This window comes from Planococcus sp. TJ-302, assembly GCF_058268455.1.
Map to the genome: position 1 here is coordinate 51134 of NZ_JBZDOI010000001.1, position 24123 is coordinate 75256.

The 24123-nt window shown below is 46.3% G+C and carries 20 protein-coding genes; 12 read left to right on the forward strand and 8 right to left on the reverse strand.

Annotated elements, in window-relative coordinates:
- Positions 1-103 precede the first annotated feature (103 nt).
- Both AC4EHB_RS00365 and ccpA read left to right on the forward strand, forming a co-directional pair.
- A complete protein-coding gene (locus AC4EHB_RS00365) occupies positions 104-1189 on the forward strand; it encodes a bifunctional 3-deoxy-7-phosphoheptulonate synthase/chorismate mutase (protein WP_490973622.1) in 1086 nt (361 codons plus the stop codon).
- A gap of 189 nt (positions 1190-1378) precedes the next feature.
- Complete coding sequence (gene ccpA, locus AC4EHB_RS00370) at positions 1379-2377, forward strand: catabolite control protein A (RefSeq protein ID WP_490973623.1); 999 nt, start codon at positions 1379-1381, stop codon at positions 2375-2377.
- A 19-nt stretch (positions 2378-2396) separates the two neighbouring features.
- Here ccpA and AC4EHB_RS00375 read toward each other — a convergent pair whose 3' ends face one another.
- Genes AC4EHB_RS00375 through AC4EHB_RS00385 form a run of 3 tightly spaced genes read right to left on the reverse strand, consistent with a single transcriptional unit; the run spans position 2397 to position 4846 of the window.
- Positions 2397-3548, reverse strand: a complete 1152-nt coding sequence (locus AC4EHB_RS00375) for an acetoin utilization protein AcuC (protein WP_490981473.1) — start codon at positions 3546-3548, stop codon at positions 2397-2399.
- Positions 3545-4189, reverse strand: a complete 645-nt coding sequence (locus tag AC4EHB_RS00380) for an acetoin utilization AcuB family protein (protein ID WP_490973624.1) — start codon at positions 4187-4189, stop codon at positions 3545-3547. Before AC4EHB_RS00380 ends, AC4EHB_RS00375 begins: the two co-directional genes overlap by 4 nt.
- Before the next feature lie 24 nt (positions 4190-4213).
- Entirely contained in the window at positions 4214-4846 is a 633-nt protein-coding gene (locus AC4EHB_RS00385) for a GNAT family N-acetyltransferase (RefSeq protein WP_490980387.1), read from the reverse strand.
- Between the two features lie 168 nt (positions 4847-5014).
- Here AC4EHB_RS00385 and acsA point away from each other — a divergent pair, with 168 nt between their 5' ends.
- Entirely contained in the window at positions 5015-6733 is a 1719-nt protein-coding gene (acsA, locus tag AC4EHB_RS00390) for an acetate--CoA ligase (RefSeq protein ID WP_490973626.1), read from the forward strand.
- Between the two features lie 47 nt (positions 6734-6780).
- Here the strand turns inward: acsA and AC4EHB_RS00395 are convergent, their stop codons facing one another.
- The gene (locus AC4EHB_RS00395; protein ID WP_490980388.1) at positions 6781-9840 is read right to left on the reverse strand and encodes a transglycosylase domain-containing protein; all 3060 of its coding nucleotides are present in this window, start codon (positions 9838-9840) and stop codon (positions 6781-6783) included.
- Between the two features lie 68 nt (positions 9841-9908).
- Here AC4EHB_RS00395 and AC4EHB_RS00400 point away from each other — a divergent pair, with 68 nt between their 5' ends.
- The 3 genes from AC4EHB_RS00400 to AC4EHB_RS00410 all read left to right on the forward strand — a co-directional run bounded on the left by AC4EHB_RS00400 (position 9909) and on the right by AC4EHB_RS00410 (position 12533).
- Entirely contained in the window at positions 9909-10085 is a 177-nt protein-coding gene (locus tag AC4EHB_RS00400) for a hypothetical protein (protein ID WP_490973628.1), read from the forward strand.
- Positions 10086-10253: 168 nt separating this feature from the next.
- The gene (gene tyrS, locus AC4EHB_RS00405) at positions 10254-11522 is read left to right on the forward strand and encodes a tyrosine--tRNA ligase (protein ID WP_490973629.1); all 1269 of its coding nucleotides are present in this window, start codon (positions 10254-10256) and stop codon (positions 11520-11522) included.
- 159 nt (positions 11523-11681) lie between these two features.
- On the forward strand, positions 11682-12533 hold the full coding sequence (locus tag AC4EHB_RS00410; RefSeq protein WP_490980389.1) for a general stress protein: 852 nt from the start codon (positions 11682-11684) through the stop codon (positions 12531-12533).
- A 36-nt stretch (positions 12534-12569) separates the two neighbouring features.
- Here the strand turns inward: AC4EHB_RS00410 and AC4EHB_RS00415 are convergent, their stop codons facing one another.
- Positions 12570-13376, reverse strand: a complete 807-nt coding sequence (locus AC4EHB_RS00415) for a cobalamin-binding protein (protein WP_490980390.1) — start codon at positions 13374-13376, stop codon at positions 12570-12572.
- 188 nt (positions 13377-13564) lie between these two features.
- Between AC4EHB_RS00415 and AC4EHB_RS00420 the strand changes: the two genes are divergently transcribed.
- Positions 13565-14410 (forward strand): STAS domain-containing protein, encoded by an 846-nt coding sequence (locus AC4EHB_RS00420; protein WP_490973632.1) that lies wholly within the window; start codon positions 13565-13567, stop codon positions 14408-14410.
- A 100-nt stretch (positions 14411-14510) separates the two neighbouring features.
- On the opposite strand, the gene rpsD is transcribed toward AC4EHB_RS00420, so the two are convergent.
- Complete coding sequence (gene rpsD, locus AC4EHB_RS00425; protein ID WP_490973633.1) at positions 14511-15113, reverse strand: 30S ribosomal protein S4; 603 nt, start codon at positions 15111-15113, stop codon at positions 14511-14513.
- 387 nt (positions 15114-15500) lie between these two features.
- Between rpsD and megL the strand changes: the two genes are divergently transcribed.
- Positions 15501-16709, forward strand: a complete 1209-nt coding sequence (gene megL, locus AC4EHB_RS00430; RefSeq protein ID WP_490973634.1) for a methionine gamma-lyase — start codon at positions 15501-15503, stop codon at positions 16707-16709.
- Positions 16710-16767: 58 nt separating this feature from the next.
- On the opposite strand, the gene AC4EHB_RS00435 is transcribed toward megL, so the two are convergent.
- Together AC4EHB_RS00435 and hisJ are read right to left on the reverse strand one after the other, a co-directional pair.
- The gene (locus AC4EHB_RS00435; protein WP_490973635.1) at positions 16768-17247 is read right to left on the reverse strand and encodes a GAF domain-containing protein; all 480 of its coding nucleotides are present in this window, start codon (positions 17245-17247) and stop codon (positions 16768-16770) included.
- Positions 17248-17273: 26 nt separating this feature from the next.
- The gene (gene hisJ, locus AC4EHB_RS00440) at positions 17274-18068 is read right to left on the reverse strand and encodes a histidinol-phosphatase HisJ (protein ID WP_490973636.1); all 795 of its coding nucleotides are present in this window, start codon (positions 18066-18068) and stop codon (positions 17274-17276) included.
- 154 nt (positions 18069-18222) lie between these two features.
- On the opposite strand from hisJ, the gene ezrA reads away from it, so the two are divergent.
- The 4 genes from ezrA (at position 18223) to mbcS (ending at position 24023) form a co-directional block, all read left to right on the forward strand.
- Positions 18223-19926 carry a septation ring formation regulator EzrA gene (gene ezrA / locus AC4EHB_RS00445; RefSeq protein WP_490980391.1) on the forward strand — a complete coding sequence of 568 codons (1704 nt, stop codon included), beginning with the start codon at positions 18223-18225 and terminating at the stop codon, positions 19924-19926.
- Between the two features lie 55 nt (positions 19927-19981).
- A complete protein-coding gene (locus AC4EHB_RS00450) occupies positions 19982-21088 on the forward strand; it encodes a cysteine desulfurase family protein (protein ID WP_490980392.1) in 1107 nt (368 codons plus the stop codon).
- Positions 21089-21093: 5 nt separating this feature from the next.
- Positions 21094-22296 carry a tRNA uracil 4-sulfurtransferase ThiI gene (gene thiI / locus AC4EHB_RS00455; RefSeq protein ID WP_490980393.1) on the forward strand — a complete coding sequence of 401 codons (1203 nt, stop codon included), beginning with the start codon at positions 21094-21096 and terminating at the stop codon, positions 22294-22296.
- Positions 22297-22451: 155 nt separating this feature from the next.
- Positions 22452-24023 carry an acyl-CoA synthetase MbcS gene (gene mbcS / locus AC4EHB_RS00460; protein WP_490973640.1) on the forward strand — a complete coding sequence of 524 codons (1572 nt, stop codon included), beginning with the start codon at positions 22452-22454 and terminating at the stop codon, positions 24021-24023.
- The last annotated feature ends 100 nt before the right edge of the window (positions 24024-24123 follow it).

Sequence of the window (24123 nt, forward strand, 5' to 3'; positions counted from 1 at the left end):
GCTAAAATATAAAACGTGACTTTACCGAATACTTTGCTTATAATAGTCTAAACATGTTAAGATAAGTCACCAACATGATGATACGCGAAGGGAGCAGTAAAGAATGAGCCATTTAGATTTAGAACAACTAAGAGAAAAAGTGGATGCCGTAAACCTCGAGATCCTTACATTGATCAACGAACGCGCTAAAGTGATCCAGGAAATTGGAAAGATCAAAGAAAAGCAAGGTGTAAATCGTTACGACCCGTTGCGTGAACGCCATATGCTGAACTTATTGAAAGAAAACAATAACGGTCCATTAGACCAGAAAACGGTTGACCATATATTCAAGGAAATTTTCAAATCAGCACTTGATATGCAGGAGGAAGACCACCGCAAAGCGCTTCTAGTTTCACGGAAGAAAAAAGCCGAGGATACGATCATCACGATCAACGGTGAAAGCATCGGCGACGGCACCCCATCGTTCATCTTCGGGCCTTGTGCAGTAGAATCCCAGGATCAGGTTTCAAAAGTCGCTGAAGCGATTGGCGCTAAAGGGCTGAAATTGATCCGTGGTGGCGCGTACAAGCCGCGTACATCCCCATATGATTTCCAAGGCCTTGGCCTTGAGGGATTGAAAATGCTGAAAGCTGCTGCAGACCAATACAAGCTTGCTGTAGTTTCAGAAATCGTTACACCACATCACTTGGAAGAAGCATTGCCATTTGTGGATGTTGTCCAAGTAGGCGCACGGAACATGCAGAATTTCGAATTATTGAAAGCGGTCGGGCAGATCAACAAGCCGGTATTGCTGAAACGCGGAATGTCAGCGACTGTTGATGAATTCATCAACGCAGCTGAATACATCATCGCTTCAGGCAATAGCCAAATCATCCTATGTGAACGCGGAATCCGCACTTACGAAAAAGCGACGCGCAACACACTTGATATCTCAGCAGTGCCAATCCTTAAACAGGAAACCCATCTTCCGGTATTCGTAGATGTAACGCATTCCACAGGACGCCGCGACTTATTGCTTCCTGCAGCAAAAGCTGCAATTGCAATCGGTGCTGATGGAGTCATGGCTGAAGTTCATCCAGACCCAGCTGTTGCATTATCCGATGCAGCTCAGCAGATGGATTTGAACCAGTTCGATGATTACTACGATGCTTTGATGAAGTTCATGAAGCAATATGAATTCAAAATGTAAATCCGAAGAGCCGGGTAATTACCTGGCTTTTCTTTTTTATATAAATTGAATAAAAAATTAGCTTGTACATACCGCTTTGATCGCTTAAGCGGAATATCGGCACATGAAAATGATAAGTTCTACTTATATAGTTGAAAAAAGGAAACTTTTTATCGTATGATAAAAGATATAAGGGAAGGAGGGCGCACCGTGACCGTTACAATATATGATGTAGCAAGGGAAGCAAATGTATCCATGGCTACTGTTTCACGTGTAGTCAATGGCAATCAGAATGTGAAACCTGCTACAAGGAAGAAAGTATTAAAAGTGATTGAAGAGCTGGGGTATCGCCCGAACGCAGTTGCAAGAGGGCTGGCCAGCAAAAAAACCACCACGGTCGGTGTCATCATTCCGGATATCTCTAACAGCATGTATGCCGAACTTGCCCGCGGAATTGAAGACATAGCAACAATGTACCGGTACAACATCATCTTGTCGAACTCGGATCAAAACCAGAACAAAGAACTTCAATTGCTTGAAACGATGCTTGGCAAACAAGTTGATGGCATTGTTTTCATGAGCGATGTGATTTCAAGTGAACTTCTTTTTGAAATGGAGCGTTCCCCAACGCCCATCGTATTGGCGGGCTCGATTGATGAGTCGGCGAGCATTGCCTCTGTAAATATCGATTATTATGGAGCAGCATATGAAGGTGTGAAAAAATTGATCGATAATGGCCATAAACGGATCGCGTTCATATCTGGGCCGCTCACCTCTAAAGTGAACAAAGATTATAAATTGAAAGCTTACCAAACCGCATTAAATGATGCGGGCATGGATTATGACGAGAAACTGATCGTCGAATGCGATAATTCTTACGATGAGGCAATCGAAGCCGTGGAAACTTTGAAAGAAAGCGATCCGACTGCCTATTTTGTCAGTAATGATGAAATGTCCATCGGCGTTATCCACGGTGTAGAAGCGAATGGCAAGAAGATTCCAGACGATGTAGAAATCATCAGCTATGAAAATTCTAAATTGGCGCGAATGGCAAGACCGATGCTAACGTCAATCGCACTTCCACTGTATGATATTGGAGCGGTTTCAATGAGGCTCCTGACGAAGTACATGAACAAAGAAGAAATTGAAGAAAAACAGGTTATTTTGCCTTATCGAATTGAAGAGCGCCAATCAACCAAAAACGCATAAAAGCCCCCTTCTGGGGCTTTTATGCGTTTCTAATCATATATAGGGCTTTATTGAGCATTTCATGATTTTTTTCCGTGATTTCCTCTTTGCGCGGAATTGCTTCATACATTTGCTCGGGGTCCTTCCACGTGCCAATCAATGGAACGGGGGATTCCGTCTGCCATTTTGTTAGCCATGAAGAAGGCAGTGGGCCTTTTGGAGCTGGGAAATTGTTCATTTCCATCCATAACAACGACCATGCACGCGGAACGACGCGCCAAATATCGTAACCGCCGCCGCCTACAGCAATCCAGCGCCCCTCACAGTACTCATGAGCGAGCTCGTGAGCCACTTTCGGGATTTCCCGGTAAATGTCCATAGTGCTATACAAATGCGTCAGAGGGTCTAAATAATGGGCGTCAGCGCCATTCTGGCTTAAGATGACGTCCGGCTTGAAAAATTCAACAATCTCTTTCATTGCCGTTCGGTAAACTTCCAGAAACGATTCGTCTTCCGTGAACGCATCGATAGGGAAGTTGAATGACGTTCCGTACCCTTGCCCGCTGCCGCGTTCGTTAATGTTTCCAGTCCCTGGGAATAGATAGCGCCCAGTTTCATGGATTGAAACGGTGCAGACGTCAGGATCGTCATAAAAGCTCCATTGGACACCATCTCCATGGTGCGCGTCCGTATCGATATAAAGCACACGGGCACCGTATTTCTTCTTCATGTAATTGATTGCGACAGAGCTGTCATTGTAGATGCAAAAGCCCGAAGCTTTGCCGCGGAAGCCGTGGTGCAGACCGCCTCCAAGATTCAGTGCGTGCTGTGCTTTGCCTTCCATAACCCAATCGACCGCCGTCAAAGTACCGCCTACTAGCCGTGCGCTTGCTTCGTGCATATTGGCAAATATCGGCGTATCTTCTGTACCGATGCCATAGCTTTCGCCGGCTTCAGAAGAAACTTTTCCGATGCTGGCTTGCTTGACGATGTCGATATAACGCTGGTCGTGGGCAAGCAGCAATTCTTCATCTGTCGCTATGCGAGGAGCGACGATCAACTCTTCTGGAAGCGCCTTCATTTTTTGCAGAAGGTCAACAGTCAACTCCAGCCTTTTCTGATTAAATGGATGGGTATCAGAGAATTTATACCCCAGTTGATCCTCCGAATAAATAAATATTGCGTGCTTCATTTGTCCAACTGTGGTGTGTTTGGCCATAAAACATCGAAACCTTCTTTTTGTAAGTCGTCAATGATTGCGAGCGGATTCATGGTTTGTATACGGAACACCAAAACTTTATTGGCGTTATTCTGTTTGTCGGGGTAGACAAGAACACTCAATACATTGACTTTATGATTGTAGAACACTTTTGACACTTCATAAAGCACACCGGAACGATTTGGTACACGTATTTCAATGTGTGAGCCGGGCTGATGTGCGCCTGTCAATTCGATGTACTTGTAAAGTAGATCGGTTTCAGTCAAAAATCCCACAAGCTTGTCATGGCTGACAACTGGCAGACAGCCGATCTTCTGGTCATAAAAAGTTAACGCGGTTTCTTCGACAAAATCCAGCGGATGCCCGGTGATTGGGTTTTTCGTCATGATTTCAGAAACTTTCATCTCATAGGCATTGATTTTTGGCGAAACGGAAAATCTAGATGGCAGAGCATCTTTTAAATCGCGCTCGGTGACAACGCCTACTACTTTGCCGTCCTCGACGACAGGAGCGTGGCGGATTCGGTTGTCCTCGAAAAGATCCAACACATCCTGGACGGTTTGGCTGGAAGTCAGGGTATGTACATCAGTCTTCATTATTTCCTCAAGTAACATAGAAACACCCCCCTTAGATTCGGATTAGTACATATAACGGTTCTTAAAACGGAGCTGATCGAATTTCTGGACGGATTCCTGGTCGACGCGGCTGCCAATTTTAGCCATAAGGCAATTGGCGGGATGGGAACTGATTTCAGGTTCATCGGTCGCATAATATTCCAAACCGCCAGCCTGCATCATTTTTTCCATGATTTTACGATATTCCCAGACGTTCAAGCCGGTGCCTTTCAAATCCCAATGCCAATAGTACTCGGTCGTGATGACGATGAAATCTTCAAAGGCATCATCCATCATAGACACTTTGAGAAGCGATTTTCCAACGCCGGTACCGCGGAATTTCGGTATAACTTCAATAGCGCCGAGTTCAATCAAGTTTTCCATTTTACCTTCTGACCAGCGTTCCAGTGGGTCGGGATACAAGAAAGTGACATAGCCAACAATCATATTTTGGTCTCTGGCAATGAGAATACGGCCTTCAGGAAGATCGGCAATTTCCGTAATCGCTTTATGCTGTTGGGCAGGGAGACGAAAAGCCACCAAGTCTTCATGGAATTCAAGCGCTTTCAAGTCTTTTGATGAAATTGGTCCTTCAATAATGATCGGTCCGTGTTTAGTTTTCAGCTCTAATGCATTATAAGTCTTTTTATGTTCCATCATTTCACCACCTATAGGGTACAATTAGGTCTATTATACATGAAACCGCTTAAATTTTGTAAAGTTTCATCGACCGCCCGTTCAATATTCTAAAAAATTAAAATTATTAGCAATCGATTGAATGGTTGTTGTAGAATGGAAGAGAATCAATTCGAAAGGATGATGGGTATGAAAGTCGAAACAATTGCAGCTGTCCAAGGAGACTACAACTTACATAATTATGAAGAGGTTTCATCGGATTTTAATTGGGCTGATGTTGAGAAAGAATTCAGCTGGTCTAAAACAGGGAAGATCAATATGGCTTACGAAACGATCGACCGCCACGCTGAATCGGACCGGAAAAACAAAGTAGCTCTTTACTACCAAGATCAGAAGCGCAACGAATCCTATACGTTTTACGAAATGAAGCGCATGACGAATCGTGCGGCAAATCTTTTGAAAGCGCATTCGGATTTGGAAAAAGGAGACCGTTTCTTCATCTTCATGCCGCGTTCGCCTGAATTGTATTTTGCGATGTTCGGGGCATTGAAGATGGGATTGATTGCAGGTCCGTTGTTCGAAGCTTTCATGGAAGGCGCAATTTACGACAGGCTGGATGACAGTGAAGCAAAATCGATCATCACGACTCCAGAATTATTGCCGCGCATTCCGTTAGACCGTCTGCCGAATTTGAAAACCGTATTCCTTGTCGGCGAGAATATAGAAGAGGATGACAAAATTGTAGACTTTAAGAAGCATCTTCACACTTGTTCCGACCATTTTGAAATCGAATGGCTGGATAAAGAAGACGGCCTGGTTTTGCATTATACGTCAGGGTCTACAGGTAAACCAAAAGGGGTTCTGCACGCGCAATATGCAATGGTGCAGCAATACCAGACGGCTAAATGGGTTTTGGATCTGAATGAGCAGGATATTTATTGGTGCACAGCCGATCCAGGTTGGGTCACAGGAACGGCATATGGTGTGTTCGCTCCTTGGCTGACAGGCACAACTACTGTGATAATCGGTGGGCGCTTCTCACCTGATGCATGGTACAAAGCGATCGAAGATTTCGGCGTAACCGTTTGGTATAGCGCCCCGACTGCCTTCCGCATGTTGATGGGGGCAGGGGATGCATTGGTGAAAGAATATGATCTTTCAACATTGCGCCATGTTCTGTCAGTCGGAGAGCCTTTAAATCCGGAAGTTGTGCGCTGGGGTGTCCAAGTCTTCAACAAACGCATCCACGATACATGGTGGATGACGGAAACCGGTGCACAGACAATCTGCAATTATCCTTCAATGGACATTAGACCGGGATCTATGGGCAAGCCTGTTCCTGGCATCAAGGTGGCCATCGTTGATGACCGTGGCAACGAACTGCCGCCGAATCAGATGGGGAACTTGGCAATCGAAAAAGGTTGGCCATCGATGATGAGGCAAATCTGGAATAATCCAGCGAAATATGAGTCTTACTTCATGAACGATAAATGGTACGTATCAGGTGACTCCGCTTATATGGATGAAGATGGTTATTTCTGGTTCCAAGGACGCGTCGATGATGTCATCATGACATCAGGAGAGCGTGTGGGGCCATTTGAAGTGGAAAGCAAGCTATTGGAACATCCAGCAGTGGCCGAAGCAGGCGTTATTGGAAAACCGGATCCTGTCAGAGGGGAAATTATTAAGGCGTTCGTAGCATTGAATGAAGGCTACGAGCCATCCGAAGAATTGACCCAGGATATCCAGCAATTTGTGAAAAAAGGGTTGGCAGCACATGCTGCGCCTAAAGAAATTGAATTCAAGGATAAGCTTCCAAAAACGCGCAGCGGCAAGATCATGCGTCGTGTACTGAAAGCTTGGGAACTTGATTTGCCGACAGGCGATTTATCCACAATGGAAGACTAATCGAGCATAGAAAAAAGTCGCAGCTGAATTTCAGCTGCGACTTTTTCTTATTCTTCGCTCCCACTATCCGTTTCTGTTGACTCAGTAGAGGTGGCCTCTTCAGGTTCCGGCTCGGTTGGTTCTTCCGGTTCTTTTGGTTCTTCCGGCTCTTCAGGTTCTGGCTCAGGCTCAGCCGGCTCGGTTGGTTCTTCCGGTTCTTCCGGTTCTGCAGGTTCTTCCGGTTTTTCTTCAGGTGGTTCCTCTGGTTTCTCTTCTTCTTTCACTTCTTCTTCTTTAGGTTCTTCTTTTTTAGGCTTTTCTTCTTTAGGTTCTTCTTTAGGTTTTTCTTTCGGCGGAGGTTCCGGCTTCGCTTCTTCAATCGTTACTGCGTTAGAAGGAGAAGACTGTTTACCGGTAATGTCTACCGCTATGACTGTGTAGCTTCCAGGACCTGGCAGACTATAAGTGTTGCCTTTGGATTCAGAAATAGAAGCTATTGTAGATCCGCCGCTGCGATAGATGCGGTATCCGACTATATCGTTCGATGGTGAATTGCTCCATGAAATCGTGGAGCCGCTAAGTTTGGCTCCGACTCCAGCAGGTGCTACACCATCGTGGTTAAGTGTAGCGCCAGATACGACATTCGAGAATCTGGAGTTGCCAGGGAATAATTTTCCGGCATCTCCTCCGAATGGAGCTAACATACGGTCTACAAATGCCTGGTTGACGCCCGTTCCTCCGCTGGATACAAATTCACCAGGAGTGCTTGGAAGAGCTGCATACCGACTGCCATTGACAGTGGTATAAGAACCTGACGTCAAGCTGTCGTCCGGTTTTGTCGGAACCATGATATTCGAGATGAATAGATCCGATTTTACAAGTCCGGCAGCTGTACAAGATTTACCAGGGGCAAGTCCTGAAATTCCGCAGAACGAGCGCGAAACGACGCCTTTAGGTTCCTTGAATTTTTCCTTGGTGCCGACGAGTTTCGGCTCTACTTTATAAGCTGTATTCATGAGGCTCGCCCATAGCTGGTTTACACGTACGGACGGCATCAAGTTTTGGTTTTTAAAATTGTCTAGCGAATATTTTTCTTTATCATATCCGAGCCAGACGCTCATCGTTACGTTCGGATTGTAGCCGACAAGCCACACATCGCGTGTTTCCTGAGTCGTTCCGGTTTTGCCGGCAAAATCGCTGCCGAAATCGAGCAGGCCGTTTGCCCGGTTTGCAGTGCCGCGGTCGGTTTTAAATACGTCGCGAAGCATATCGGTCAACACGTAAGCAGCTTGAGGTGTATAAATTTCTTTTTCTTCGACTTTCTGTTCAAAGAGGATATTGCCATCTGCGTCTTCGATGCGGGAAATCATATGAGTTCCAACACGTTTTCCGCCGTTGGCAACTGTCGCATAACCGCTCGTCACTTCTTCGACAGAACCTTCAATCCCGCCGCCTAAAGCAGCGGATGCGTTGTAGTTTTCATTTTCCACTACAGTAGAAAAGCCGTTATTCATCAAGTACTGAATCGGCAAATCTTCTTTGATCTGGGCGAACAAGCGGAGCGCTGGCAAGTTTTGGGACTCGGCAAGCGCATTGCGCGCAGGCATGATGCCTTGTTCGCTGATCGCGGTAAAGTTGGCAGGTTCATAGCTATTTCCGTTGTCGTTCATTGTGAACTTCACATCGACAACCGGGCTGCCTGCGCCGATTGCACCTAATTCAAGAGCGGGTCCATAAACCAATAAAGGCTTAACTGTCGACCCGATGGAACGGAAGGCTTGGGTTGCGTGATTCAGCGCCTCGACTTTATGGTCGCGGCCGCCGACAAAGCTCAGGATGCGTCCTGTGCTGTTTTCAACGGTCATACTGCCGACCTGGACCGGCAATTGCTTGGTAATTTCTTTGCCGTCTTCATCTGTCGCTTGAATGCTTAACGTCGTGCCGTAGCCGTTATAGGCATTTTTCGCTTTTTCCTGTGCATCGTACAAATCTTTGTTAATCGTCGAATGGATGCGGTAGCCGTTAGAACGCACGGCGCGATCCGCTAATATAGCATATTCTTCGTATAGTTTATCGTTTTCTGTCAGTTCTACAGGATCAATGCCATCTTGTTCCGCGAGCACATCCATGATGATGCGGTTTGCGCGACTTTGCAATTCAGCAGTGATATAAGGGTATTTTTTAAAAGAGCTCGATTCGCCTGTGCGGAAATCTTTCGTGATGTCATAGGCGACAGCTTCATTGTATTCCGCGTCAGTAATGTAATTTGTTTCTTTCATACGGAACAAGACCGTCTTCATACGGTTGATGCCGTGCTGCAGAAGCTCTTCACTTTTCAGCTTGCCGCCATCCGAAGAATAGGGCGTATAGCGGTATGGAGCTTTCGGAATGCCCGCGATGAATGCTGCCTGAGGCAGGTTCAATTCACTTGCAGGAACATTGAATAAAGCGTTTGCCGCCGTTTCGATACCAGCAATATTTGCGCCGGATGAACTTCTTCCATAAGGAATGATGTTCAGGTATGCTTCAAGAATTTCATCTTTTTCCATGAATTTCTCCAAGCGCATGGCAAGCAAAATTTCTTTCGCTTTTCGCTCATAAGAAACTTCGTTGGTGAGTATCTGGTTTTTAATCAGTTGTTGGGTCAGCGTAGAGCCGCCCGTCTGGCTATCAGAGTTTGATACGTCTTGGAACAAGCCGCGGAAAATGGCTTTCGGGACAATGCCTTCATGTTCCGAGAAATATTCATCTTCTGTTGCTAGGACAGCGTCGATTGCGTAATCTGACACTTTATCAAGCGTTGTTTCTTTGCGTTCAAGATCTGTCTGGATGTTGCCAATATAAACTTCGTTGTCAAAATACATTTCAGATGTTTCATTGTAGCTGTAAATCTGTTGTTTCATTTCGTCCGGTGTGCGGAGCTTTTCCTCGTCCACTAACGATGCGAAATAGCCGGCACCGACCGAAGCGGCAAAAACGCCGCCCGTGATGAGAATGATGAACAGCAGAATCGCTAAATTCCAAAAGACGCCGGTGGTGATATTAAGCCCTCTATACCATTTGGTGGCGGTCCATTTATTGTAAGTTTCTTCAGATTGACTGAGAACTTTCCTGAATTTTTCTTGCACAATATTCCCCCCCTAAAATCTCGTTCCATTATAGCATATTCTCTTATTTTGGACTAAAAAGATTGACAATGTCAGAGAATAAAGTAAACTTATTTTTATATAATTTATATGAAAACGAAGAAGGGTCCGAAGTAGGGCGTGCGAACTTTGTCAAGAGAGCCGGTGGATGGTGCGAACCGGTCAAAGCGCAGCGGCTGAATTACAGGCTTGGAGTTTGCGGCTGTGCCCCGTTCGGCACATATTGAGTCGGGAGAATCGGATTCTCCAAGCTGGGTGGTACCGCGCAAATGCGCCCCTGCATGAAATATCATGCAGGGGCGTTTTTATTTTGCACAACTCTTCTTCGGCTTCATCAAGGTTGTTTTCAATGAATGGCAAGATACTGAAGTGGAAGATTAAGAGGAGGAATTAGAATGGTTAACGGATTATTGGATGATTTGAAATGGAGAGGCCTGATTTACCAGCAGACCGATGAAGAGGGGCTTGCAGAATTATTGGAAGCACAAAAAATTTCATTGTACTGCGGAGTGGATCCGACTGCCGATAGCATGCACATCGGGCATATTGTGCCGTTGCTGACGCTCCGGCGCTTCCAGTTGCACGGACATCAGCCAATCCTTTTGGTAGGCGGGGCGACAGGTATGATCGGCGATCCGTCGGGAAGAAACGAAGAGCGCCAGCTGCAAACGATGGAGCAGATTGACCAGAACGTGCAGGGCATCAAAGTCCAGATGGAACAGATTTTTGATTTTGCGTCGGACAATGGCGCAGTGATGGTCAACAACAATGATTGGATTGGCAAAATGAGCACGATTGAATTCTTGCGGGATTACGGGAAATTGATTTCCGTCAATTACATGTTGGCGAAAGATTCGGTTGCATCGCGGCTGGAAACTGGGATTTCGTTTACTGAGTTTTCCTATACATTGATCCAGGCGATTGACTTTAATCATTTATACGACAATTTTAATTGCCGCGTCCAAGTCGGCGGTTCAGACCAATGGGGCAATATTACTTCCGGCCTTGAAGTGATCCGCAAAACGCATGATGCGGAAAATACAAAAGCGTTCGGCATTACGATTCCGTTGGTGACAAAAGCGGACGGCACGAAATTCGGGAAATCCGCTGGCGGCTCTGTGTGGCTTGACTCGAAAAAGACTTCACCTTATGAATTCTACCAATTCTGGATCAACACAGCTGACTCGGATGTCATCAAATACTTGAAAATTTTCACGTTTATCAATCGTGATGAAATTCAGGAACTGGAAAAATCCGTAGAAGCGGAAGCCCATCTGCGCAAAGCCCAAATCGTGCTGGCGGAAGAAATGACTAAGCTGATCCACGGTGAACAAGCGCTTGGAGATGCAAAGCGCATCACAAAAGCATTGTTCAGCGGCGATTTAAAAGCTTTGTCAGCTCACGAAATGCGCGCTGCGTTTAAAGACGTTCCTTCAGTAGAACTTTCGAAAGAGCCGAAATCAATCGTCGATTTGATTGTCGAAGCTGGAATTTCCCCGTCAAAACGCCAAGCTCGGGAAGATGTATCCAACGGTGCGATTTCCGTCAACGGCGAGAAAGTGACAGACCTTGAATACGTCATTGATGAAAAAGACCGTCTCGAGGACGCGTTTGCGATTTTACGCAGAGGCAAGAAGAAATACCATATGGTGCAATTCAATTAAATAAACGGATTATAGAACAAGGGCGGGCCTAATCCCCTGTCCTTTTTCTTGTTTTCTGGGAACGCTGTGTTTAAAAAATAAAGCGGCGGGTAACCAAACATTAGACACAACTTTCAGGCATAAATTAATAAATCCAAATTCATAGGAGGCGTTAACACGATGTCAAGAATGGTAGGTTCATACGATTCAGAAAACGAAGCGATTCAAGCAATTGAGGATTTAAAAACACAAGGGTACCGCTCAGAAGATATTTCGGTACTTAGCAAAGATAAAGGAGAAACCAAGCATGTTACTGAAGAAACAGGGACACATGCAGGAGAAGGCGCTGCTACTGGCGCATTAACTGGTGGAGCACTTGGAGGGCTTGGCGGCGTACTCGCCGGCATAGGCGCATTAGCGATTCCAGGCATTGGCCCAATTGTAGCAGCAGGTCCGATAGTCGCCGGTCTGACTGGAGCAGCAGCTGGAGCAGGTGTTGGAGGTTTGGCAGGCGCATTGATTGGTGCCGGCATACCGGAAGACGAAGCTAAAGAATATGAAGGCCATTTCAAGGATGGCGGTATCTTAGTCATGGTCAATGACTCAAAATCGACGATTCCAGACAGCAACGACCGAGATCGTTTTGCAGATAGCGATCGGAATTCGACGCTTTCAGGAGACAGAACAGTCATTGGAAGCGACGGTGATGTCCGACATGAACGCGGGCAAGCGTCGGACACCCATGCTGGGCACAGAAGCACTGGACGAAATGACCATGATTTATTTGATGATGAAGCACGGACCGCTGGATTGGGAAGCAACCGGGACTTGCTGGACGACAATAAACGGAGCAGCGGCTTAGGAAGTGATGAAGGTTTATTGCATGATACCGAGCGGCGCTCAGGCTCAGACAATAGTCATGACCGTGATCCCCTGATTGGCGGCGAACGCGATACCACCATCAGAGGAGATCGCGATTCCCTTCTTGATGACAGTGATAATCCATCTAAACGAGGACGTGCAGGATTGTAAATAAAAAGAAAGCCAACCCTTACAGGTTGGCTTTTTTCATAGTTGTTTTTTCTTGATAAACTGCGGTAGTTCCATATCTTCGAAAAGAAGTGGATGAATGAGCTTGCCTAAACGGATTGCGCCTTCGATTAAACGAGGGGAAGGCCGGCAATATAATTCCTCCTCCATAATATGGATTTCTTCGTAAGCCTTCATATTTTCCCAGCCTGGACGCTTGCGGACCAACTCAGGTTTAACTTTGGAAGTCATGATGCCGACCCAAGCAAGGAGAATATAATCAGGGTCCCGTTTTTCAACATCTGCCCAATCAGTCTGGATATTGGCTGACTCAATGTCGGAAAAGGTATTTCTGGCACCTGTAATTTCACTGATTTCGCTAAGCCAGTTGATATTTCCAGGAGTGAAAACGGGTTTTGGCCACCATTCCCAGTAAAGGGATGGCCGAGTTTTAGCTGCGGCTGACCGCTTTTTGATTTCTTCAATGACTTCTTGATAAGCATTATATACAGGCAAAGCATCAATGCCGCATGCTTGGCCGACCGCTAGCAAATCGCTGCCAATTTCGTCGAGCGATTGCGGGTTCAGGATCAAGTGGGGGATTTTCCGCCTTATGAGTTCTTCGACATTCCTTTCCATGCCTGGCACACTGAGCGAAGCCAGAACCAAATCGGGCTTTAACGCTTGCAGTTCGTCCATCCGAATGGCAAGGTCAGGGCCAAGCCTTGGCAAAGAATCGATAGGTTTTGGCCAATCCGAGTAATCATCGACGCCAACCAGCAAATGTTCCGCGTCTAAAAAAGCGAGAAGTTCTGTGTTGCTCGGACATATTGATATGATCCGCATTGAAATGCACCTCCGGTTTGGTCCATTTTATCATATTCAGGATTTTGCGTGAAATGCTCAAGCTGCAAAGGGCATAAATTTCAGACATTCAAATGCAACTGGAAAAAGTTTAGTCCATTAATGCATGTTTAACAATAATGTATTATTATAGAGAAAAATGTTTTGGATTGAACAGAAGGAGAGACAGCATGATTAAGAATCAGGCAATGCATGATTACATAGGTGAACGGACATGGGATTTAACTGAAAAATGGTATGAAACTCTTGATAAAAGCAAAGGCGGAGTATATGGCACGAACGATCCTGAAAAAATAACGATTCTTAAAAACCAGAATCATGAATTTCATAAACGATTTTGTTCGATGTTTTTAAAAGAAGAAAACGAATTCCATGAAAACTTCCATGAATGGATCAAGGAGATTGCGGAAGACGAGGCACATTTGAAGACGCCTCTTGTTGCAGTAATTGAAGAATTTTTTCGAACCCAATTGCAGTATTTAGAAATAATCGGGGAGTATACGGTGAAGAATCAGGATAAAGTCAATCTAGAGCAATTGAACGAATGGAATTTCGCAATCGTCAATACCATATCCAAAGTGATTGGTGAGTTCTGTTCGCAGAATACAAAAGCAGCACAATCCCGTCTTCAGCAACAACAGCAAATGATTGTGGAAATGAGCGCGCCGGTCATCTTGTTGACGAAAAATGCAGGCTTGCTGCCGTTGATCGGGGAAGTAACTTCCCACAGGGCGGCAATCATTTTTGAAAAAACCTTGGCGCAGAGCTCGAAGCACAATCTAGAAAGGCTGTTCATCGATTTATCGGGTGTGCCGGTTATTGATACGATGGTTGCTCAGCAGATTTTCCAGCTAATCAGTGGTTTGGAAATTATCGGCGTTAAAGCGGCATTGTCAGGCATCAGCCCAGTTATCGCACAGACAGCTGTCCATTTGGGCATCAAGTTCATAGACATCGAAGTTTATAACACGCTGGCTCAAGCACTAAAACAGAACCAAATTCATTTCTATAAATAAATGCTTTGCATCCAAACTTCAGCTATTCTTGCTGAGGTTTTTTTTGCATAGAAAAACCCCTTGAAACGCTTTGCCGTTTCAAGGGGGTTAAAAGCAGATATTAACGTGAGTAGTACTCAACGATCAATTGCTCGCTGATTTCAGCTGACAATTCGCTGCGTTCTGGGTAACGTACAAACGTGCCTGTTTTGCTGTCGGCATCGACTGTTACGTATTCAGGAACGAAGTTGCTTACTTCGATTGCTTCATTAACTACATCAAGGTTGTTTGATTTTTCACGGAAAGCGATCGTTTGTCCTGGTTTAACGCTGAATGACGGAATGTCAACGCGTTTGCCATCAACAAGGATGTGGCCGTGGTTTACAATTTGACGAGCTTGGCGGCGAGTGCGCGCAAGACCTAAACGGTAGACAACGTTATCAAGGCGAGCTTCAAGCAAGATCATGAAGTTTTCACCGTGTTTACCAGGCATTTTGCCTGCTTTGTTGAATAGAGTTTTGAATTGGCGTTCGTTTACACCAAACATGAAACGAAGTTTTTGTTTTTCTTGAAGTTGCAAACCGTACTCAGAAACTTTTCTGCGTTGGTTAGCACCGTGTTGACCTGGTGCATAAGGGCGTTTTTCTAATTCTTTACCTGTTCCGCTAAGAGATACTCCTAGACGGCGTGACAGTTTCCATGCTGGACCTGTATAACGAGACATATATGTCTCCTCCTCTGTTTTTGGTTTTTGAAGTAAAATAAAAACCAGATGCATTCATGCTGTAAGCCATTTTATATTCTTGTACCTTCGCTCGGCAGCCAAGAGTTACGCGATACACCTTCTATAAAGTAAGGAATAAAATGGACAGACACGCACATACAACTGCTGCGATTATTTTACACAAATTCTAGTATAACCGGACCGCGCTCTATAAGTCAATGGCAAAGGAAAGCTTTCTTCATGACAGCTGTACTAATGACGTGTATCAGACTGTCCAGGCCGCTTCCGTCAAAGGAAAAGCGCGCTTTCCTTTTTTTGCAATTCACGGTAAAATGAAAATAAGACAAAATGTAAGCGCTTTCTATTTAAACTAAGGGGTGTTTTAACATGAGAAAATCATCTATGAACATGGAAACTGCTATTATCCACAGTGGTTATGATAGCCAGCTCCACCACGATAGCTTGGCAACGCCGCTTTATCAGACATCGACGTTTTCTTTTGCGACAGCGGAAGAGGGCGAAGAGCGCTTTGCCGGAACGTGCGGAGGCAATATTTATTCACGCTTAGGCAATCCGACAGTGCGGGTTCTTGAAGAACGCATGGCCGCCATTGAGTTCGGAGGAGGAGCGTTGGCCTTCGGATCAGGGATGGCCGCTGTCAGTGCGATCCTGATTCACCTGACGAAGGCTGGGGATCATGTCCTTTGTTCACGAGGCATCTATGGCTGCACGTTCGGACTTCTGGAAATGCTGGAAGAAAAATACGCCATTGGCCATAATTTGGTCAGCATGACGACAGAAGAGGAAATCGAAAAAGCATTGCGCCCGGAAACCGTTTGCATCTATGTAGAGACGCCGATCAACCCAACGATGGAGATTGTTAATCTTGATGCGGTTATCGCTGTAGCCAATAAACATGGTTTGCGAGTAGTGGTGGACAATACGTTCAGTTCGCCGTATCTTCAAAATCCGTTGAAAATGGGGGCGGATTTTGTTCTGCACAGTGCGACTAAATACTTGAACGGCCATGGGGATGTGGTCGGCGGTGTTTTGGTCGGCAAGAATGCAGAAGAAATGCAAACGATCCGTTTTACAGTTCAAAAGGATATCGGTGCCATCATGTCGCCTTTCGATGCATGGCTCCTGCTGCGCGGCATGAAAACTTTGCATGTGCGCATGGACCGCCATATCTCGAATGCCAAAAAAGTGCTGGAGTTCCTGAAGCAGGAACCCCTGGTAACAAAAATCCTTTACCCGCATGACGAGAATCACCCACAATTTGATATTGCGAAACGCCAGATGCGCGATGGAGGCGGCTTGATATCATTTGAGATCGAAGGTGGCAAAAAAGAAGCGCAGACGTTCATGAATGCGTTGTCAATGATAAAAATCGCAGTGAGCCTCGGAGATCCGGAAACGCTGATCCAGCACCCGGCTTCCATGACGCATCAAATTGTACCGGAAGTAAACCGTCAAGCGATGGGTATCTCCGAATCCTTAATGAGGCTGTCCATCGGATTAGAACACACCGACGATTTGATAACAGATCTGGCTGCAGCTTTCGAAGCGGTCAAACCGAATTTGCAGGAAGCTTAGAAAACAAGAGAGCCCCCGAATCATTTCCATGATTCGGGGGCTCTCTTAAATGTAAGGATTAAAGATGCTTAATCAGTGTTTTAGCAAATTGCTCAAGTCCTGCTTGGTCATCTAACGTAAAGCGGCTGAGTTCTGGGCTGTCGATATCAAGGACGCCGATCACTTCACCGTTTTTAATTAATGGTACAACGATTTCTGAACGGGAAGCCGCATCGCAAGCAATGTGTCCTGGGAAGGCGTGGACGTCTTCGACGAGCATTGTTTTCTTTTCAGAAACAGCAGTGCCGCATACGCCTCGGCCAACCTTGATGCGCACACATGCTGGCAAGCCTTGGAATGGGCCAAGCACAAGTTCGCCTTCTTCCATTAAATAAAATCCGACCCAGTTGATGTTGTCTAAAAATTGGTTTAGTAAAGCGGATGCATTGCTTAAGTTGGCGATAGCATTCGATTCGCCTTCGAGCAAGGCATCCAATTGTTTGCCGAGCATCGCGTATTGGCTCGCGCGCGTGCCGCTATAATCTGTTTGAGTAAACATAAAAGACCCTCGTTTCGTTTGTGGATTTATCTATTATAGATTCTGTCATAGCCTTGATGCAAGCCTTTGACGCTGTGGGCGTCGGAACCGAACACCAGTGGTATGCCGAGTGATTCGGCATAAAGGATCCATTTTTTCGGAGGGTAGGGCTCCAGGCAGTCCGGTTTGAAATAACCAGCGCTGTTGACATCAAGCTCTGCGCCGGCTTCAGCGATTTTGTCGATGATCCCTTTGATGCGCAATTCGTCGTCGATGTTCGCGCCATGGGCCAGCTGAAATTTATGCGCCAGCGTTGGATGTCCGATGCGCTTCGGTTTGAATTCGCCGAGGTCAGCAGCAATCGATGCTTCAACGGTATCATAGTAGATGCCGTACGCCGCTTCGACAGAACCCGCTGCAGCCGCAAACTCCATAAAAACATCCGGTGAATAATCCATGCAGAAATAGCGGAGCCCCGATTTGACGAAATGAACAGACAAAATCGAATCATCCAGCCGCGGTCCGATTTCATTTAAAAAAGTGCGCGTTTCCTCTTCAAAGCCTTGGACAAAATCGACTTCCAGCCCAACCCGGATCCGGATATCATTTTTATATGCATCTTTTACGGCTTCAACGGCGTCAAAGTAACGGGCGAATGTCTCAACGCTCATTCCGCTGTCTTTCAACGGTGTCGTATCTGTAAAAGATGGGGGGAGGGGAGCGTGTTCGGTGAATGAGATGTCCAGGAAACCTGAAGTTATCGCTTTTTCAATATAAGATTCCAATGCGTCAGCAGTGCCATGTGGACAAAAGGGGGTATGAATATGGCCGTCTCTTTTCATAGGAAAAACCAACTTTCTTTAGAGAATAAAAATATTTTATCATTTCTTCTAATTTCACAAACAAAACAATAGAATACATGTTAAAATAGTAGAATCATGAAATGCATTTATATAGAAGTGGAAATGGATTTTGGAACAGGGGGCTATTTGGCTTATGATGAAGTATATCATCATTGCGGTCATCATTCTAATAGCGGTAATTATCGTCGGATTCATGTTTCGAAAGAAGCACAACGCGGAAATTGAACGCTTGGAACAGTTAAAACTGCAAATACAAAACAAACCGATACTCGAAGAACTGACGAAAGTGAAACAATTGAACATGAATGGCCAGACGGAAGAGATGTTCGAACGCTGGCGCGCTGTCTGGACGGAAATCATGGACTTACATATTCCGAAAATCGACGCATCGTTGTTCGACGCAGAAGATGCGATTGACCGTTTCAATTTCGGAAAAGCATCATCGATTGAACACGACATCGAAGTCCGAATTGAAAAAGTGGACCAGCAGATGAACGAAATCCTTTTGGAATTGAGCGACTTGATCGGCAGTGAAGAAAAGAACCGCAGCGAAATGGACTTGATGAAAGACCAATACCGCCAAGCGCGTAAAACCTTATTGGCGCACCAGCATTCGTATGGTGCAGCGGCCGGACCTCTAGAGAAGAAACTTGAATCGTTCACGCCGCTGTTCAGTGAGTACGATAACTTGACAGAAGAAGGAAATTACCTTGAAGCCCGGGAAACGGTTATGGGCTTGGCAGATGAAGGGGAATACGTATTCTCGCTTATCGACAACATCCCGCCATTGTTGGCAGATGTACAGTCGAAAATACCGGCTTCGATCCAAGAATTGCGGAGCGGGCAGCGTGAAATGGAATCACAATCGTATTATTTGAACCACCTCGAATTGACTGGGCAATTGGATGCGATGGAGCAGGAATTGGGCGTTATGAAACGAGAGATTGCCGAGTTGAAAATCGCTGAAACGACTGTGAAAGCAGAAGCGATGAAAGACCGCATCGATTCATTTTATGAGCTTCTTGAAAAAGAAGTAGAGGCGAAGCATTTCGTTGACCAATACAAAGTAGCAACCGGCAGACAATTGGATACGGTGTCAAGTGAGACACGCGATACGTATGATGAATGCGCAGTCGTGCAGCAGAGCTACAAGATTTCCGAAAGCGACGCCGCGATTCCGCGTGCATGCCTTGATAAATTGGAAGAGCTCCAACGCCGTTTCGATTTGCTTCAATCACGCACTGAAGAAGAGCAGGCAGCCTATTCCAGCCTGGAAGAAGAATTGATGAATATCCGCAAAGAGCTTACTGAAGTCCATATTGCCCAAAGCGGATTGGCCGGATCTATGAAAAACTTGCGAATTGATGAAAACGAAGCACGCAAAAAATTGGAACATCTCAAGCGCCAACTGCAAGAGACGGACCGCATGCTGCATAAAGCGAACACTCCGGGGATTCCGGAAGAGATGGATGTTCGCCTAGAAGAAGCGGAAGAGCATTTATTCGTCGCTATGCAAGGTTTGCAGGAAGTGCCGCTTAATATGAAACTGGTCGACAGTTACTTGACGAAAGCCGAGAAATGCATCGACGAAGTCGAAGAAAAAGCAAATGAAATGGTTGAAAATGTGCTGTTGGTTGAGCGCATTATCCAGTACGGCAACCGTTACAGAAAAACGAATCCGCAGATGAACGCCAAGTTGATGGAAGCTGAAGAGTCTTTCCGCCAGCTCCGGTATTCAAAAGCGTTGGAAGAAGCGGCTACAGCAGTTGAAAATTTTGAGCCAGGGTCGATGAAACGAATCGAAGTACTGGTGAAAGAAGATGCTTGGCGCGTATAAAATGAGAAAACCACCAGCCGACGCGCTGGTGGTTTTCTTTTCGGAGGAGTTTAAAATGATTTACCTGGACAATAGCGCAACGACAAAACCGAAAACAGAAATCCTCGAGACATTTGTAAAAGTAAATGAAAACTATTACGCCAATCCAGCTTCCATCCATCTGATGGGAAACCAAGCGGAAGATTTATTGGAAGGCGCAAGGGCGCAAATCGCGGATCTGTTGGTGATGGAAAAAATCATCTTCACGTCTGGCGGCACTGAAGCCAACAATTTGGCGTTGCAGGGCGTTGCAGAAGCGGCCAAAGCACGCGGAATGCATTTGATTACCGCGGTCTCGGAACATTCATCCGTTTTGAAAACGATGGATGCACTGGAAAAGCGCGGTTTTGAAATTACCCGCTTGCCGGTCGGCCGGTTGGGCGAAATCGATTTGTCTGAGTTGAAGAAGGCTTTGCGAAATGATACGGTTTTGGTTAGCTTGATGCATGTCAATAACGAAATCGGAGCCGTACATCCTATTGCGGAAGTGAAAAAACTATTAGCGGGTACCCGGACCTTATTGCATTGCGACGCGGTTCAGAGTGTTGGGAAAGTGCCGATAGACCGGCAAAACATGCCAGACTTGCTGACGATTTCAGGGCATAAGATCCATGGCCTGAAGGGCAGCGGGGTTTTAGCCTATAATAAAGGAGTGGAAATGGTGCCTGTCCAGTACGGCGGAGGCCACGAATTCGGCCTGCGGAGCGGCACAGTTTCTGTCGCAGATGCCGTGGCTCTTGCAAAAGCCCTGCGGCTTGCAGAGCCGCGGCCGGAGTTCGCCATATGGAATCAACAAGTGCGCGATTTTCTCTCCGTCTTTAATGGCGTGAAAGTCGTCAGCCCTAAAGCTGCGGCGCCGCATATCCTTGCGATCGCTTGCAAGGGCATCAAAGGCGAAGTTTTGGTCTCCGGTTTACAGCAGCAATCTGTCATTGTTTCAACATCGAGCGCATGCTCTTCAAAAAGCACGGCTGCGAGCCATGTCATCGATGCAATCGGCTTGCCGAGAGAATTCAAAGACGGCGTTATCCGCATCAGCTTTGGTGCTTTCACCACAGCTGAAGATATAGCATCATTCCAAAAAGCGTTTGCACATGTCTACGCGATCATTAAAGGAGCCTGACCATCATGAAAACAAATCAAATCCTCGTGCGCTACGGCGAGTTATCCACCAAAGGAAAAAATAGAAGTTCATTTATCGGCCGTCTGCGCGACAACGTCAGGCAGACATTTTCGGATCTTCCAGGCATACGTGTCAAAGCTGAGCGCGACCGGATGTTCATTTATTCGGACAGCGAAGCGGAAATTGCGCAAGTCCAGTCCCGCCTGCAGAATGTTTTTGGAATCCAGTCGTTCAGTCCGGTAACCGAGTGCGAGTTGAATCTTGAATCAATGAAGAATGCGGCTATGACCGTGATGGAGAAAACGGACCGTGCTGGAAAAAGTTTTAAAGTGTCGGTGAAGCGCCCATACAAAGCATTTCCACATGAAAAACCCGAAATTGTTCAGACAATCGGTTCCCAGGTACTGCGGAATTTCCCGGACCTGACTGTGCAGATGAAAAATCCCGACATCGAGTTGAAGATTGAAGTGCGCGCTGAAGGCGCGTTCATGATGGCTGAAACATTTGCAGGAGCGGGAGGTTTGCCTGTCGGAGCATCCGGCAAGGCCTTGCTGCTGCTGTCAGGCGGCATCGACAGCCCAGTAGCAGGCTACCATATGCTGAAGCGCGGCGTGCGTCTGGAACTGATTCATTTTTTTAGCCCGCCATTCACGAATGAGCGCGCCAAACAGAAGGTGTTTGACCTGGCGGAGAAGTTGAGCCAGTTCGGCTCTTCTGTCAGATTGCACGTCATTCCGTTCACGGCGCTCCAGCAGGAAGTCCATAAGCAAGTGCCGGACAACATCACGATGACTTCGACGCGCCGGATGATGATGCGCATTGCTGATTTAGTGCGGGAAGACACCGGATGCCAAGCGATCATCACGGGCGACAGCCTTGGCCAAGTCGCTAGCCAGACGCTCGAGTCGCTTGCAGCCATCAATGCGGTGACCCATACGCCTGTGCTGCGCCCGCTCATTGCGGTGGACAAACTTGATATTATTGAGACAGCCCAGAAAATCGATACCTATGACATTTCCATCCGCCCGTTTGAAGATTGCTGCACGATTTTCACCCCGGCAAATCCGAAAACAAAGCCTAAGCTCGAGAAAGTCGAGTATTACGAGAAATTCGTGTCGTTTGACGCCCTTATCCAAGAAGCGGTGGAAAACCGGGAAATCATTAAATTTCCGCGTCCTAAAAAAGCCGTTTACGATGATTTATTGTAAATTTGAATTGGTAAGATTTAGATAGACATTCGCAAATCGAAAAGCAGATTGCCTAACTGGGCAGTTTGCTTTTTTTAAGGAGTATTTTGAATACTGGGAATTTTACGGTATACTTTAAAAGAAGAACTTACTATAAGCCAAGGGGGAATAATAATATGGATCGAAATGAACTCGTAGCACCTGAATCTTATAATCTGACAGAAGAAATTGAAAATTTCGCAACAGGCGATGGCAAGATGGCCATTATTTGGGAGAACGACAAAGGGGAAACACAAGAACTTACATATGATGAACTGATTGCGCGCGCCAATAAAGCGGCAAACAGTTTTGAAAAAGCAGGGCTGAAAAAAGGGGATATCGTACTGATCATGGTACCGCGCTTGATCGAAGCATACGTTGCCTATATAGGGGCATTGAAAGCCGGTTTGGCTGTTATACCTAGTTCGGAGATGCTGCGCGCTAAAGACATTTCCTATCGATTAAACCACAGCGACGCCAAAGCGGTGATTGCATATGAACCATTCATGGACCAATTTGCGGACGTGGCGGAAATGGATCAAGTCAAGAAATTCATTATTGGCAAGTCGGACAATACATGGATTTCGTTAACGGAGGAAATGGAAATCGCTTCCAGCGTTTATAAAGCAGCGGACACGCGCAAAGACGATATGGCGTTCTTATCTTATACTTCCGGAACGACGGGCAATCCAAAAGGCGCAGTCCACAGCCATGGCTGGGCATATGCCCACCTGCGGACATCAGCTGAGCATTGGCTAGGCGCAAGAGAAGGCGATCTCGTTTGGGCGACGGCAAGCCCAGGTTGGCAAAAATGGATTTGGAGCCCCTTCCTTGCAACGCTTGGAAGCGGAGCGACAGGATTTGTCTACAACGGCAAATTCGATCCGGAAGCCTACCTGCAGATTATAGAGCGCCGCAAAATCAATGTCCTTTGCTGTACGCCAACCGAATACCGTTTGATGGCAAAGCAGAAAAACTTAGCATCTTTCGATTTATCTTCGCTTCACAGCGCTGTTTCAGCTGGCGAACCGCTGAATGCGGAAGTCATTAACGTCTTCAAGAATAATTTTAACTTGGAAGTGCGGGATGGCTATGGACAGACAGAAAACACGTTGCTTGTCGGCGTGATGAAAGGGATGGAAACGCGCATCGGCTCGATGGGCAAACCGACGCCTGGCAACCGCGTTGAAATCATCAACGAATTCGGCGAACCCGCACCGGCCGGAGAAGTAGGCGATATCGCTGTACACGTCGACACGCCAGCATTGTTCAAAGGCTATTTTAAAGACGATGAGCGCACGAAAATGCAATTCCGCGGCGATTATTACGTCACGGGCGACAAGGCTTCCAAAGATGATGACGGCTATTTCTGGTTCGAAGGGCGAGGCGATGACATCATCATCTCTTCTGGCTACACAATCGGGCCGTTTGAAGTAGAAGACGCGCTGGTCAAGCATCCGGCAGTACAGGAATGTGCAGTAGTCGGCGCGCCAGACGAAATCCGCGGCACCATCGTAAAAGCATTCGTCGTGCTAGTCCCAGACAGCGAACCATCCGATGAGCTGATCAAGGAACTGCAAAACCACGTGAAAGAGCTGACTGCACCGTATAAATATCCGCGTGCCATCGAGTTCTTGTCCGAACTCCCAAAAACAGCATCCGGCAAAATCCGCCGTGTCGAATTACGTCAGAAAGAAATGAATAAATAAGAAGTGGAAGGACTGTCGAGAAATTTCGATAGTCCTTTTCATTTCGCTTCAACGCACTTTCATGTCTCGAAGCTAGCGCAGCGATGCAGAGACAGAGACA